This is a genomic window from Fictibacillus phosphorivorans, assembly GCF_001629705.1.
Lineage (GTDB): Bacteria > Bacillota > Bacilli > Bacillales > Fictibacillaceae > Fictibacillus > Fictibacillus phosphorivorans_A.
This window is the reverse complement of record NZ_CP015378.1, coordinates 418,718-433,250: the sequence shown is the minus strand read 5'-3', so window position 1 is coordinate 433,250 and position 14,533 is coordinate 418,718. Positions and strand designations below refer to the sequence as shown.

14 protein-coding genes are annotated in these 14,533 nt (G+C 39.4%); 8 read left to right on the top strand and 6 right to left on the bottom strand.

Annotated features, from left to right (window positions below; all coding sequences use genetic code 11):
- Nucleotides 1-4 precede the first annotated feature (4 nt).
- Entirely contained in the window at nt 5-1,906 is a 1,902-nt protein-coding gene (locus ABE65_RS02250) for a PTS fructose transporter subunit IIABC (protein WP_066391049.1), read from the top strand.
- A 452-nt stretch (nt 1,907-2,358) separates the two neighbouring features.
- On the opposite strand, the gene ABE65_RS02245 is transcribed toward ABE65_RS02250, so the two are convergent.
- The 3 genes from ABE65_RS02245 to nhaC form a co-directional block, all read right to left on the bottom strand.
- Nucleotides 2,359-3,144 carry a phosphatidylserine decarboxylase gene (locus ABE65_RS02245; protein WP_066391042.1) on the bottom strand — a complete coding sequence of 262 codons (786 nt, stop codon included), beginning with the start codon at nt 3,142-3,144 and terminating at the stop codon, nt 2,359-2,361.
- A 125-nt stretch (nt 3,145-3,269) separates the two neighbouring features.
- The gene (locus tag ABE65_RS02240) at nt 3,270-3,803 is read right to left on the bottom strand and encodes a helix-turn-helix domain-containing protein (protein WP_082861242.1); all 534 of its coding nucleotides are present in this window, start codon (nt 3,801-3,803) and stop codon (nt 3,270-3,272) included.
- Nucleotides 3,804-3,912: 109 nt separating this feature from the next.
- The gene (nhaC, locus tag ABE65_RS02235; RefSeq protein WP_066391036.1) at nt 3,913-5,313 is read right to left on the bottom strand and encodes a Na+/H+ antiporter NhaC; all 1,401 of its coding nucleotides are present in this window, start codon (nt 5,311-5,313) and stop codon (nt 3,913-3,915) included.
- Between the two features lie 157 nt (nt 5,314-5,470).
- On the opposite strand from nhaC, the gene ABE65_RS02230 reads away from it, so the two are divergent.
- Together ABE65_RS02230 and ABE65_RS21715 are read left to right on the top strand one after the other, a co-directional pair.
- Nucleotides 5,471-5,941 (top strand): NUDIX domain-containing protein, encoded by a 471-nt coding sequence (locus ABE65_RS02230; protein ID WP_066391035.1) that lies wholly within the window; start codon nt 5,471-5,473, stop codon nt 5,939-5,941.
- 34 nt (nt 5,942-5,975) lie between these two features.
- On the top strand, nt 5,976-6,143 hold the full coding sequence (locus ABE65_RS21715) for a hypothetical protein (RefSeq protein WP_156499102.1): 168 nt from the start codon (nt 5,976-5,978) through the stop codon (nt 6,141-6,143).
- A gap of 66 nt (nt 6,144-6,209) precedes the next feature.
- Here the strand turns inward: ABE65_RS21715 and treR are convergent, their stop codons facing one another.
- The 3 genes from treR to treP all read right to left on the bottom strand — a co-directional run bounded on the left by treR (nt 6,210) and on the right by treP (nt 10,127).
- Nucleotides 6,210-6,926, bottom strand: a complete 717-nt coding sequence (gene treR / locus ABE65_RS02225) for a trehalose operon repressor (RefSeq protein WP_066391034.1) — start codon at nt 6,924-6,926, stop codon at nt 6,210-6,212.
- Nucleotides 6,927-6,952: 26 nt separating this feature from the next.
- Entirely contained in the window at nt 6,953-8,641 is a 1,689-nt protein-coding gene (gene treC, locus ABE65_RS02220) for an alpha,alpha-phosphotrehalase (RefSeq protein WP_066391033.1), read from the bottom strand.
- 82 nt (nt 8,642-8,723) lie between these two features.
- Nucleotides 8,724-10,127: a PTS system trehalose-specific EIIBC component gene (treP, locus tag ABE65_RS02215; RefSeq protein ID WP_066391030.1), complete on the bottom strand. Its 1,404-nt coding sequence runs from the start codon at nt 10,125-10,127 to the stop codon at nt 8,724-8,726.
- 293 nt (nt 10,128-10,420) lie between these two features.
- On the opposite strand from treP, the gene pdxK reads away from it, so the two are divergent.
- The 5 genes from pdxK (at nt 10,421) to proB (ending at nt 14,525) form a co-directional block, all read left to right on the top strand.
- Nucleotides 10,421-11,233 carry a pyridoxine/pyridoxal/pyridoxamine kinase gene (pdxK, locus tag ABE65_RS02210; RefSeq protein WP_066391028.1) on the top strand — a complete coding sequence of 271 codons (813 nt, stop codon included), beginning with the start codon at nt 10,421-10,423 and terminating at the stop codon, nt 11,231-11,233.
- Between the two features lie 379 nt (nt 11,234-11,612).
- Nucleotides 11,613-11,963, top strand: a complete 351-nt coding sequence (locus ABE65_RS02205) for a YojF family protein (protein WP_066391026.1) — start codon at nt 11,613-11,615, stop codon at nt 11,961-11,963.
- Between the two features lie 13 nt (nt 11,964-11,976).
- Entirely contained in the window at nt 11,977-12,621 is a 645-nt protein-coding gene (gene bshB2 / locus ABE65_RS02200; RefSeq protein ID WP_066391024.1) for a bacillithiol biosynthesis deacetylase BshB2, read from the top strand.
- 205 nt (nt 12,622-12,826) lie between these two features.
- The gene (locus tag ABE65_RS02195) at nt 12,827-13,102 is read left to right on the top strand and encodes a spore morphogenesis/germination protein YwcE (protein ID WP_066243203.1); all 276 of its coding nucleotides are present in this window, start codon (nt 12,827-12,829) and stop codon (nt 13,100-13,102) included.
- 289 nt (nt 13,103-13,391) lie between these two features.
- On the top strand, nt 13,392-14,525 hold the full coding sequence (proB, locus tag ABE65_RS02190; protein ID WP_066391023.1) for a glutamate 5-kinase: 1,134 nt from the start codon (nt 13,392-13,394) through the stop codon (nt 14,523-14,525).
- The last annotated feature ends 8 nt before the right edge of the window (nt 14,526-14,533 follow it).

Here is a 14,533-nt window from a genome sequence, read left to right as displayed (position 1 = left end):
TAAGATGAAAATTACAGATGTATTAACAAAAGATACAATCTTATTAAACTTACAGTCTCAATCGAAAGAAGCCGTCATAGATGAACTGATTGAGAAACTCTATACAGCTGGGAAATTAAATGATAAAGAAGCATATAAAGAAGCGATATTAGCAAGAGAAAGCCAAAGTACGACGGGAATCGGAGAAGGAATAGCCATACCACATGCAAAAACGAATGCGGTTAGCGAGCCGGCTATCGCTTTCGGACGTTCAACCGATGGTATCGACTATGAATCTTTGGATGGCCAGAACGCACATCTTTTCTTTATGATCGCCGCATATGAAGGAGCGAACAATGATCATTTAGCAACACTTTCTAGACTTTCTAGCTTTTTAATGGACCCTAACTTCAGAAAAAGTCTTGAATCCGCAGCAACGGAAAAGGAAATTTTAGATGCGATCGATACAAAGGAAAAAGAGATAGAGAAAGAAGAAAACCCTACCTCTTCTGCTTCTTCGAAACAAAAAATACTAGCCGTTACAGCTTGCCCAACAGGTATTGCTCATACGTACATGGCAGCTGATGCACTAAAAGCAAAAGCGAAGGAAATGGACGTTCATTTAAAAGTTGAAACCAATGGTTCGAGCGGAATTAAAAATGCTCTTACGAAAAAAGATATTGATGAAGCCCATGCAATCATAGTCGCTGCAGATAAACAAGTTGAGATGGAACGCTTTAACGGCAAACACGTGATTCAAGTTCCAGTTGCTCAAGGTATACGAAAGCCTCAACAACTCATTCAGCAAGCTTTAGATCAAGATGCTCCCGTTTATAAAAGTAACGGAGAAACTACGAATGTTGATGAAAAGAAAGCCGCTTCCTCAGGAAGATCTGGGTTTTATAAACACTTGATGAGCGGTGTGTCCAACATGCTTCCCTTCGTTGTTGGTGGAGGAATCCTAATTGCCATCTCGTTTATTTTCGGAATTAATGCAGCTGACCCGAAAGATCCTTCTTATCATCCGATCGCTGAAGCGCTCAGCACGATAGGTGGAGGGAACGCGTTTGCTCTGATGATTCCTGTTTTAGCAGGTTTTATTGCGATGAGTATCGCGGACCGACCAGGATTTGCGCCTGGTATGGTCGGAGGATTCATGGCCGCTTCAGGCGGAGCTGGTTTCCTTGGCGGACTAATTGCTGGTTTCTTAGCAGGATATTTAGTTCTTGGATTAAAAAAGTTGTTTAGCAGCTTGCCTCAATCACTAGAAGGAATCAAACCTGTTCTTCTTTATCCTTTATTCGGCATCCTTTTCACCGGGCTGATCATGATGTTCATTGTGATTGAACCCGTGAAAGCATTGAACGACGCATTAACGTTGTGGTTAAAAGGGATGGGAACTGGAAATCTTGTATTCTTAGGGTTAATTTTAGGTGGAATGATGGCTGTAGATATGGGTGGCCCTATTAATAAAGCAGCTTTCACATTCGGTATCGCGATGATCGATGCAGGTAACTTTGCACCACATGCAGCCATTATGGCTGGTGGTATGGTGCCACCGCTTGGACTCGCACTATCAACAACATTATTCAAAAAGAAATATACAAAAGCAGAGCGAGAAGCAGGGAAAACAAATTACATTATGGGAGCTTCCTTTATTACAGAAGGTGCTATCCCATTCGCTGCTGCCGATCCTGGTCGTGTAATTCCTGCCGCTGTTATCGGTTCCGCTGTAGCTGGTGCTTTATCTATGGTATTCGGGATTGGACTTCCCGCTCCACATGGAGGAGCCTTCGTTATTCCAATCGTGAACGGAAATCCATTGCTATATGTATTAGCGATTCTAATCGGTTCAGTCGTTACCGCTTTTATCGCGGGTATACTGAAAAAAGAAGTTCAAGAAGACAAAAAAGAACTCGCAGCGTGATGTGAGGGCAGATAAATGAAACACAAAAGGATAAAACCAACTCGCATTGCGGGAAGTTTTATCCTTTTTCTTATGTGATGTTTTATTAACTAAATCACTTTATGTTTGATCATCTTGAAATCGTTGTTATCAATTAGATTTTTAGCAAAAGATGTTTTTCTCTTCCTATGCAAGTTGATTGGAGCGCAAGGTGCGAGACTCCTATGGGACGAGCGGTCAGACCGAAAAGTGGAGGTGGCTCGTTCAGCCCCGACAAGCAAAAGGTGAATGGGCTAGGAAGGCGCTTTTTGCCTTCATGACCATTTAACTTTTGACCTCGAGGGGCTAGCCACTGCAACTAGACAGGTGAGACCCTTAAGGGCGCAAAGCGGCAGGAGGCTCACCGTTCGCCCCATGGAAAGCGAGCAACCTGGAGCGGAAATCAAACTTCTAGCGATAGCAAGGATTTTATTTTAAACTTCTCTCGGAATCCATTCACCAAGAAGCTCACCCATCTTAACTTTTCCTTTTTTTCCTGTAAACTTTAAAGCCCCTTTTGGAATACACAAAACGACAGTAGAACCAAACGAGAAATACCCAAAAGAATCCCCTCTTTTTACAACGGATTCATGATTCGTACGTTCAATCGTATTTACATTCAAAGCACCGACCATAACATGAGCAAGAGGTTGACCGCTTGCATTCATTTGCGTAACTAATCTGTAATTACGTGTTAGAGGTCTAAGACCATGACGTAATCCAAGTTCGTTGACTGGTGCAGCTTCTCTTCCTAGTGTGTACACAGACTCAACTTCAGCATCAACTGGAACATGAACTTGATGGTAATCTGTAGGACTTAAATAGAAAACAAATACTTGTCCTCCACTGTATTTCTTTGCTTCTGATTCAGAACCTAACAATTCAGCAACCGTATATTCTTGTCCTTTTACAGTAAAACGGCTCTCTTCTGTAAGATGATCGACTACGGATAACACAGCGTCACAAGGACTTACAAATGCATGAGCTTCTGAAGGAACGGGGCGAGCATCTGGTCGTAAATCACGGATGAAAACATCGTGAAGAGAATGATATTCTTTAAGCTCACGAGTCGCTTCGTTGATGTTTATTTTATATAGTTTTACGAATGAAGGGATGAAAGGTTTACTTGCTTTAGATTGTGCAAATTTTTTTAATGATCGTGCAACGACTGGGTGGCCGTTCAGTTCAAAAAGATTTCTATAAAATTTGGTCATGTTCATGTTCTATCACCTAACTTTAATTTAATATGAATGTTATCATTATTGATAACGGTATTTATGCTTGGGATTTTTTGTTATACATACAGTATAAATCATTCTACTAAATATATCAGCGTTTCCTCTTCTTAATTGCTCTTCTTAGGTTCAGGCACTAACATCTGAACAAGTTTAACCTTGTTTTTTTGCTTTGAAGGTCTGTTTGGTACATATTTGCCGATAAGATCCTGCATGCCCTGACTCAATTCTTCCCATTCTTCATCATCTAGATAAAGATCCAACTGGTTATAACCGAAAATATCTGTTTTAAGATCCGTATTGCCGTTAAAGTAAGCTTCCACCTCGCCAGTTACACTGGATACAAACGTCATAAACATTTTCATGTGCTCTTCTTTGGACAGATTAGCTGCCTCTTCGGCAGTAATATAAGTTGAATTTTGATTCATAGCATACGTGCGTTCTATAGCACCACGGACTTTTTTTTCTTGAACTACATAAATGATCTCGTTTTTACTAAGTAGATTTAAATGCCTGTATAGGGTGGCTTGAGGAACTTCAGATATCCATTCTTTTAATTCCATTACGGTAGCCGGCCCTTTTGAAAGATGTTGTATAATTTTCATTCGAACAGGATGTAAGATAAAATCTGCTTTGCTTTGCATGATACAGAATCATCCTTTTTTATTATTGTTATTGATAATGATAATGGTTGATCTTATATTTGTCAAAAGAAAAGAAGCACCCTATAAAGATGCTTCTTAAACCATCGCATTATGCCGCTGTATGATCATTTTCTAATGAACCAGTTTTTTTTTGACCGATACTCCAACCTGTGTAAGCTAGAAGTAATGTAAACATCGGAGACAGCCATAAGAATAATGCATATGGAATGTATTCGATAACCGATACACCTAATGTTGATGCAAAGAATGCACCACTCACACTCCAGGGAACGAGTGGGTTCACAAGTGTACCTCCATCTTCTACCGTTCTAGATAAGTTCTTTAGTGGAACCCCGGATTTAATATATGCGTCCTTCAGCGCCTGACCTGGCAACAAGATGGAAAGGTACATTTCACCTGCCAGTAAATTAATTCCTACTGAAGATGCTAAGGTAGTTGCAATTAGCTTGCTCGCTTTTTGAGTTGTGTTTTTTACAGCTCCAAACAATAGATCAAACATTCCTAACGCTTGGATGACTCCACCTAGTCCTAATGCGATCAGTACAAGTGAGATCGACCACATCATGGACATTAATCCACCTTTATTAACGATGGTATCGACTGTTTCATTCCCTGTCTGAATTTGCAGCCCATTTTGCATAGTATTAATAACTTTTTGCAGTGTCAGGTCTGGTACTAAGAAAAACCCTACGATGATTGACACTGTTACACCAGCTAAAAGGATAGGTATAATTGGCAGTTTACGAAACGCCAAAACGAGTACAACAACTGGTGAAATTAGAGTTACTAGATGAATTGGGAACTCATTTGAAAGCACTGACTGAATCTCTTTGATCTCTTGAAGATTCGCATTGCCTCCACTTCCACCAAGTACGAAAAAGGCAATAGCAGTCAGGATGAATGCCGGAACCGTTGTCCACATCATATGTCGAATGTGTTCAAACATATTTACGCCAACGACTCCTGGTGCAAAGTTTGTTGAGTCAGACAATGGGGACATTTTGTCGCCGAAACAAGCTCCAGAGACGATAGCTCCTGCAGCTAATGCTGGATTGACTCCAAGCACATGACTGATACCCATCAATGCCACACCTACTGTACCAACAGTTGTAAAAGAACTTCCTGTAAAAGAAGATACAATAACGGTAATGATAAGGGCACTTACTGCAAACCATTCAGGCTGAATGATATCCATTCCGTAAAATAATAATGTAGGAACTGTTCCACTTAACATCCAGCTTGCTATAACAAGTCCTACTGTTAAAAGAATCATGATCGGCTGCAAGCCAGCTATGATACCATTTAATATTCCTTTTTCAATCGTCTTCCATTGTGCTCCAAAAGCAACTCCTACTGCTCCTAATAAGATCAAGCAGGCTAACAATGGAATATGTGGTTCAACTTTTATATACACGAGACTCGTGAACATCACAGCAAAAATCATTGTAAACAATCCAAGAGCCACCGGTAATTTCATTTCTTTTTTCATGTAAATCTCTCCGTTCATCTTCTTACGCTTATTTACTTAAACGCTTTTACGCGTTGAAGCGTGTTAGTAACTGTTTTAATACTATCGAACTTTACAGAAGCTGTCAACATGAGAGACATGGTAAATTAAAGAAAAGAACATTATAGGGGCTGATCAGATGAACAGGATTAGAAGTTCGGTAAAAGCATTAATCATTCATGATCATCATGTTTTATCGATTAAAAAAGGAAATGAAGATGAAGCGAAATATGTTATACCAGGTGGAGGACAAGATTTTAATGAAACTTTATCTGATGCCGTGATTAGAGAATGCTTGGAAGAGCTTGGTGTACAGGTGAAGGTTGGTCCATTGCTATGGGTACGAGAGTTTATCAGCAAGAATCACGTTGAGAATCAAAAGGATGAGGACCGAATACATATTGTAGAGCATATATTCGAAGCTTTCTTAGAGAAGGTTCCAAAACACTTTCATCCACTTTCTCCAGATTCTACTCAACTAGAAATCGAGTGGCTCCCTATCGATCGGCTATCAGATTATAATTACTATCCTAAAGAGATCATTCCGTTGATTAAAGAGATGGTCCATTCGAAAGACAGTAAACTTACTTATGTTGGAGATATAAATTAGATTTTAAGAACAACTTTAAAAGGGGGAGTTTGTTTTGTGGTGGCTGCTACTATTTATCATCGGAATTTTAGTTTTAGCATATGTCATAGATTACAGAAAAAAGAAAAGAAATGATAACCATACCCGTAATATCGACCCTAGCGTAAGGCAAGGTGAAGTAGGTAGCAATTGGAATAGCGGTGATGGTCCAAATGGATTATAGAAAATAAAAACGCAGAGGGAGTTCATTTCCTCTGCGTTTTCGTGTGTTTTTTACTGCTTCAAATATTCATCTTCCCCGTCTTGCAAAATCTACAAATCGGAAACGATCTAGTCGGTGACGAGATTCTGTGTATTGAAAGAGGCTCGCGTCTTCTAGGTACACATAGTTTTTTACGACAACAATATGTTTAAAATCATCAAGATCCAACAATTCTTTATCTTCCGCTGTACAATCTACAACGACAATTTCTTTTTTTGCAAAACTGATCTTTAGTCCTAACTCATTCTCTAAATAAGCGTAAATGGATTGTTCAGCAATTTCTTTCGTGAGCTTTGGTACGTACTTTTTTAAGAAATAATCTTTGTCCAAAATGATGGTCTCTCCATCAAGCTGCCGGGAACGAATCACTTTCCATGTAAGCTCTTCAGGTTCTGTCTGAAGCTGCTGTTGAAGAAACTCATCCGGTTCAATCAAACCAAATTCATGAACAGTCGTTACACTGTTCTTTCCCATAGACTCTGACAACTCTTGAAAACTTACTAATCCCGAAACAGGAAAGCTAAATTTGTTTGTCTCAAGGACGATTGATCCTCTACCACGGATTTTTTGAATAAAACCGTTTTGCGATAAAAGATTTAATGCCTTTCTGACCGTTTCCCTCGATGTCTCGTATTGGTCTGCTAAATCATGTTCTGATGGAAGTTGAGTATTAGCTTTTATGACACCCTCTTGGATTTGTGCAGATATTTCCTGATAGATTTCTTGAAATTTATTTTTTCTCATCATTATTCACCATTCATAGTGTAGCATTATTTTTTCAAGTGAAAAACGACAGATTCGTACGGTCGTAATGAAAAGGAAGAAAGATCTTCTGGTGTTCCTTCATAATTACTGATCAAAACTTCTGCTGAGAGACCTGTAAAATCGACGGAACTTGGTAGTGCGAATTCCGTGTTTTTACCATAGAAATTATTCACGACAAGAAGTTTCTCACCATTCTCAGCGTTACGAACATAAGCAAAAATTTCAGGATGATTCTCTAAAATCAATTGATAATCACCATATGTGATGACATCTACTTCTTTTCTTAGTTTATTGAGCTTTTGGTAATGATAAAAAATAGAGTTTTCATCATTTACGGCTACTTCGGCGTTAATTTCTTTAAAGTTTGACGCAACCGGTATCCAAGGTTCTCCTGTTGTGAACCCAGCATTTTCACTCTCATTCCATTGAACAGGCGTACGGGAATTATCACGTGATTTATGCTTTAGAATCTCTAGAACTTCCTCTTCGGTATAACCTTCTTCTTTTAATAGATTGAACATGTTTAACGACTCTACATCACGGTACTGATCAATCTTTGAGAATTTAGGGTTTGTCATCCCAAACTCTTCGCCTTGATAAATATAAGGTGTGCCTTGCATCATATGAATCGTAGTCGCGAGCATTTTTGCGGATTGTACACGGTATTCACCGTCATCGCCGTAACGTGATACGATGCGCGGCTGATCGTGGTTACACCAAAATAACGCGTTCCACCCTCCACCTTTATGCATCTCCACTTGCCATGTCGAAAGAATTTCTTTTAATTTTTGAAAATCAAAATCAGCGATACTCCATTTTTCACCGTTCGGATAATCGACTTTTAGATGGTGAAAGTTGAACGTCATGCTCAATTCGTTTCGCTCAGGATTCGTATACTTGATGCAATTATCGATCGTTGTAGATGACATCTCACCTACTGTGAGGACATCATATTTTGAGAATACTTCCTTGTTCATCTCTTGCATGAATTCATGAACGCGCGGACCATCTGTGTAAAATTTCCGTCCGTCTCCTGGTGCTATAGAGCCATCATCATTAGGGAAATCTTGATTTTTTGAAATTAGGTTAATAACATCTAAACGGAAGCCGTCTACCCCTTTTTCAAACCAATAGTTCATCATCTCGTAAACACGTTCGCGAACTTCTGTGTTTTCCCAGTTCAGGTCAGCTTGTGTCACATCAAATAAGTGAAGGTAGTATTGACCGGTTTCCTCATCAAGCTTCCAAGCTGATCCACCAAATTTCGAAACCCAATTTGAAGGCTCCTCCCCTTCAACAGAATCTTTCCAAATATAAAAATCACGATATGGATTATCTTTTGACAGTCGCGACTGTTGAAACCAATCATGCTCTGTACTTGTGTGATTTACTACAATATCCATGATAATCTTCAAATCTCTTTGATGTGCCTCATGAAGCAGACGATCAAAATCTTCCATCGTTCCATAATCTTCAAAGATTTTATAATAGTCCCGAATGTCATAACCGTTATCTCGTTGAGGAGAGTCATAGATTGGAGTTAGCCATAAAACATCTACTCCTAAATTCTTTAGATAATCTAACTTCTCAATAATTCCTTCAATATCGCCTGTTCCGTTTCCAGTCGTATCATTAAAGCTCTTTGGATAGATCTGATACACAACGGATCGTTTCCACCAAGGTTCCTTCTTCATACTTTCACCGCCAAATATATTTTAGTAATGAAAACAACCGGAAATAAAATAGTGCCATTCCGGTCGTCTTTGTTTGATTGTCTTACTTCGATTTTTTTACTTTTGCATAAAGGTACGTTAATACAAACGGTACGATGAGTGCGATTCCCATTCCAATAAAGAATGAACCCCAGCTTCCAGGCAAGATGGAAAGGAATCCAGGAATACCACCTACTCCAATAGATGACGCACGAACGCCAGCAACTGTAATCACGATTCCAGCAATCGCTGAACCAATCATTGCGAAAATAAATGGATAACGGAAGCGTAAGTTCACTCCGAACATCGCTGGCTCCGTGATTCCAAGATAGGCTGATAATGCTGACGTTCCAGCGAGTCCTTTAAGCTTTTCATCACGCGTAGCCACAAACATCGCAAGTGCTGCAGACCCTTGTGCAATATTTGATAGGGCAAGCATCGGCCAAAGAAAAGTACCACCTGTATTAGAGATAAGCTGTAGGTCGACTGCTAAGAAAGTATGGTGCATTCCTGTAACAACAAGTAATGAGTAGAACCCACCATAGATCAACCCGCCTAACCATGCAAAGTTATCAAAGATTGATACGAAAAAGTCTGTAATGCTATTACCGATCGTAAACGTGATCGGTCCGATAACGATAAATGCTAAAAATCCTGTTACTAATAATGTGATTGGTGCTACCAATAAAAGCTGTAAGGCATCAGGAATTCGTTTCTTTAAGAAAAGTTCTATTTTCGCTAAAAAGTAAGATGCGATCAGAACGGGCAATACTTGACCTTGATAACCTACTTTTTCAATCGGTAGACCAAATAAGTTCCACGTTGGAATATCTTTTGTCTTTCCGTAATCCCATGCGTTTAAAAGATCTGGATGGACAAGCATCAGTCCAAGAACGATACCAAGTAACGGACTTCCACCAAACTTTTTAACCGCTGACCAACCAATCAGACCTGGTAAGAATACGAAAGCCGTATTCGCGATCAAGTTGATCATTCCAGCTAGATCGGCCCAGTTCTGATGAACATCAATGAAAGATTTCTTATCATAAAAAATATCCGGGCCAGTCAGAATATTGTTGATCCCCATCAATAGACCAGCTGTTACGATCGCAGGAAGGATTGGGATAAAAATATCTGCTAACGCTTTTATTGCCCGCTGTAGTGGATTGAGCTTCTTACTCGCCTCATCCTTAATGTCTTCTTTAGACGCGCGCCCTGTACCTGTGATATCAATGAACTCGTTGTAAACTTTGTCGACCGTTCCTTGTCCAATCACGACTTGATATTGGCCGTTTGTTGAAAACGAACCTTTAACGAGATCAATATTCTCAAGAGCTTTCTCGTCTACTTTTCCTTCATCTTTAAGAGCAAGACGAAGGCGCGTCACACAGTGAGTAGCTGCTGATATATTTTCTTTACCGCCAAGAGCTTCGACGATTTGTTCAGCTGTTTCACGTATTTTGCTCATTATGTTCCCTCCTAGAAACCGTTTCCATTCCGCCTGAAAAAAAGCTATATAACTCTATACCCTTAACTATCAGTTGATGAAAACTGGTTCAATCTATTAATGTGTCTAAGCGTTTTCATAAAAATGAAACTTGTATATACATCTCACAAAATTAATTTAACCTGTATATACAAATCTGTCAATCGCTTTGATTACTTGGAGAAATTTACCGCAGTGAGCTACTTTTTCTTTTCTCCTTATTTTTTGCTATAATCTGTTACATATAGAGAAACGAGAATAAAGGAGATTATATGATGTCACCTAAAAAAGCACTTACGATTGCAGGATCAGATACAAGCGGTGGAGCTGGTATTCAAGCTGATTTAAAAACTTTTCAAGAGTTAGGCGTTTACGGTATGACTGCTCTAAATGTTGTGGTTGCACAAGACCCACATCGTGAATGGTTTCATGAAGTATTTTTGCTTCCTAACGATCTTTTCAAAGCTCAATTAGAAACGGTTGTTTCCGGAATTGGTGTTGATGCTCTTAAGACTGGCATGCTTGCTTCCGTAGAAGCTATTCAAATAACAGCAGATCTTATTGAAAAACACGATCTTCAAAACGTGGTAGTAGACCCTGTTATGGTTTGTAAAGGAGCAGAACCTCTACACCCTGAACTTGCTAGTACACTTCAAAATGTATTGGTCCCTAAAGCGACTGTCGTAACACCAAATCTATTTGAAGCTGCTCAACTAGCTGGTATGGAACCGATCACGACTGTTGAACAGATGATGGAAGCTGCTCATAAGATTCAAGCTAATGGAGCTAAATATGTAATCGTTAAAGGCGGCGCAAAACTTGAACATGAAAATGCCGTTGACGTTCTTTATGATGGACAAGAATTTGAAGTTTTAGAATCTGAAAGAATTGAAACAACGTGGACACACGGGGCTGGCTGCACGTTCTCAGCAGCTATTACAGCTGAACTTGCAAAAGGAAAACCTGTACGCGAAGCTATCTTAACAGCAAAAGATTTTATCACAGAAGCTATTGCAGCAGGATTTGAAATCAACCAATTCGTAGGACCAACATGGCATGGTGCTTACCGTGATAAATTAAATAAATAACTTTTAGTTAAGACTGATCCTTTTAGATCGGTCTTTTTTGTTCTATAAAAAATCTTTGTGACTACTCCGACCAACTACTTTGAAATCTTGAAAACATATCTTTATAGTGTTTTATACTTTTATTTTGCTTCAATGACAAGTTGATTGGAGCGTAGGGTGCGAGACTCCTGTGGGACAGGCGGGCAGGTGAGACACTTATACGTGAAACGTACGAATGTGGCTCATCGCCTGCCCCACGGAAAGCGAAGCACCTGGAGCGGAAATCAACTACTTTCACAGACATTCACGATCCGCTTTTAAAATGATAGGCATATCATACACGTTATTTACGAATTTGAATTATAATAAGTACATCTATTCAGCACTGGAGTGTGAAGATATGCAGCTCATACAAACCAACGAAGTCCAGGAAACACTGGATCAGCTTATTGGAAAAGAACTTTATCTACATTTAGAAACAACCAATGGCGCTTATGCCAATCATAATAACGAGAGTGTTCTAACCGTTAACGCATATATCCGAAATGGTAAAGTAACACCCTTATCAGGAAAAATCATGGGGAGCGGCCCCTACCGTGTTGGCTTAAAAATTGAGCTAGGATGGATTTATGCAGAAGGTTTAACACATTGGGAAATCGACAATGAGGGAAGGTTACTGATGGCAGGCCATGATGCGGAAGGCAGACTTGCAGTAGCTCTACAATTGAGTTCTTCCCCATTTGATGTATAAGGAGGTTATATAAATGGATGATCATTTACTCGTGATTTTCCCCCACCCTGACGATGAAGCGTTCGGGGTTTCAGGGACGATTGCTCAACATACAAAAAAGGGATTACCCGTTACTTATATCTGCTTAACGCTCGGTCAGATGGGTAGAAATATGGGGAATCCACCATTTGCTACTCGTGAATCGCTCCCACTGATTCGTCAAAAAGAGCTAAAAGATGCTTGTGATGCAGTAGGTATTCAAGATTTGCGACAGTTTGGATTACGCGATAAAACTGTAGAATTTGAAGATGAGAAATTTTTAGCTGATCAATTCTTAGCTGTCATTGAAGAGGTGAAACCAACACGTCTAATCACTTTTTATCCAGGGTATAGCGTACACCCTGACCATGAAGCTACAGCAAGAGCCGTTGTGCGTGCAGTAGGAAGCATGCCTGAGATGGATCGCCCGGAATTATTATGTGTCGCTTTTGCAAAAAATTCTGAGGAAGATTTAGGAGCTCCACATGTGGTGACAGATATATCGGATGTTTTTGAAGATAAAATGAACTGTATCAAAGCCCATCGATCTCAAACACAATGGCTAGTGGAAAGCGTTGATAAAGATCCTGCTATGCTGGCTTGGGTAAAAAATGAAAGATTTTGGCGTTATCCTTTATAAACAATTTACGTGTAATAACCCGTGCTCTTACCTAGACTACGGGTTATTTTTTATGGATAAATACTTGAATTTTCAAAAAAATGTACAAATCCATGTAGCATTTTCCTAATATTGTGGTATACTAATTGTAACAAATCGTTCACAATTTAGACGCTAATTCGTCAAAAATGTAAGCGTAAACAATACTTCAAGGGGTTGATTAGTAATGGATGTTTTTATGGTTTACTTATTTGTAGCGACTGCCACACCATTATTCTTATGGAATGATAGTCGTAAGTTAGCCTTATGGCAAACGCCGTTCATCGCCCTTTTATGGACTTACGTTGTGTTATTTATGGCTAATGATAGCTTAAGCTTATTCGTACACAGTTTCTTCATCACCGTATTCATCGCAAATGTCGTTTTTGCTCATTACGCAGCATACATCGTATGGGGCCGTCCATATTTGGCGAAACGCAAGATGGAAAAAGCAAAATATTAATTAAACCTTCAATCCCCTCTATTATTAGAGGGGTTTTTGCATTTATTGGTATTTTTTCATTCAAGATTTTCTGATATACACTTCCATAACACGGCCTCACATTCCCTCATCTCCTATGACCTATTTATCCCGCATTTCTTCTGTTTTCTTCACTTTTTGCTAGTTTTCTACACTATCTCACCAATACCTGTTGTGTTTAAATCTGACCATGTTATACTCGTTACCGTTGAAAATTCGTACGGAAAATGAATTGTTATAACTTACAAAACAGGAGTGATTTTCTAAAGATATGATAATAAACGAATCAAAAAACAAGCGTATTGTAATTAAAATTGGATCTAGTTCTTTAACAAGTAGACTTGGCGATATTAGCAGACACAAACTAGAACGACTCGTTGATGAAATCGTTAAATTGAAAGATGACGGTCACGAGGTGTTACTCGTATCTTCAGGCGCAGTTGCAGCAGGATATAGACGTTTAGGCTGTTTGAACCGTCCTACTTCCCTAGCTGAAAAACAAGCAGCTGCATCGATCGGACAAGGTTTGTTAATGGAATCTTATTCTGAACGTTTTATCTCTCACGGTTATACCGCTTCACAAATTTTAATTACAAGAAGTGATTTTTCCGACCGTGATCGTTATCATAACGCTCGAAATACGATTAATGTCCTTTTAGATCGCGGGATCATACCCATCGTAAATGAAAATGACACGGTTACAGTAGAGCGACTTAAGTTTGGTGACAATGACACACTTTCCGCTAAAGTGGCAGGACTTGTTGATGCCGATCAGCTTATTATTCTTTCTGATATCGATGGTCTGTACACAGATGATCCTCGAAAAAATCCAGATGCAAAGCTTTTAACTAAAGTTAGTGAAATAACTCCAGAGATCGAGGAATCAGCTGGTGAACCCGGAAGTGCAGTAGGTACAGGCGGCATGCGTTCCAAGATCGATGCTGTAAAAATCGCAATGGCCTCAGGAATTTCGTCTTTCCTTGGCAATGCAACATCACCAGATATCATTCACAAAGCCGTTATTGGAAAGGCCCGAGGAACGTATTTTGTTCCTGGTAAAAATGAGTTCAATCTTGATACGAAGCGTCAATGGATTGCTTTCCACTCTGGTCCAGAAGGTGAGATCGTAGTCTCGAATAAAGCGAAGCAAGGCATTGATGAGCTGAAAAGTCTTTACCCTACAGGCATACGTTATGTGAGTGGCCACTTTAAAAAAGGTTCAGTTGTTCGCATTAAAGATTTAGACGGAAATGAAGTAGGTCTTGGCGTTTCGAACTATTCTTCTAAACAGCTAATTAAAATAAAAGGTATTTCTCGAGACGAGCTAGCTGATGCCGGTCCTGAAGAAGCCATTAATAATAAAGATTTAGTCTGCCACACTCGTTTGGCAGTACCTATTCATTAATACAAATG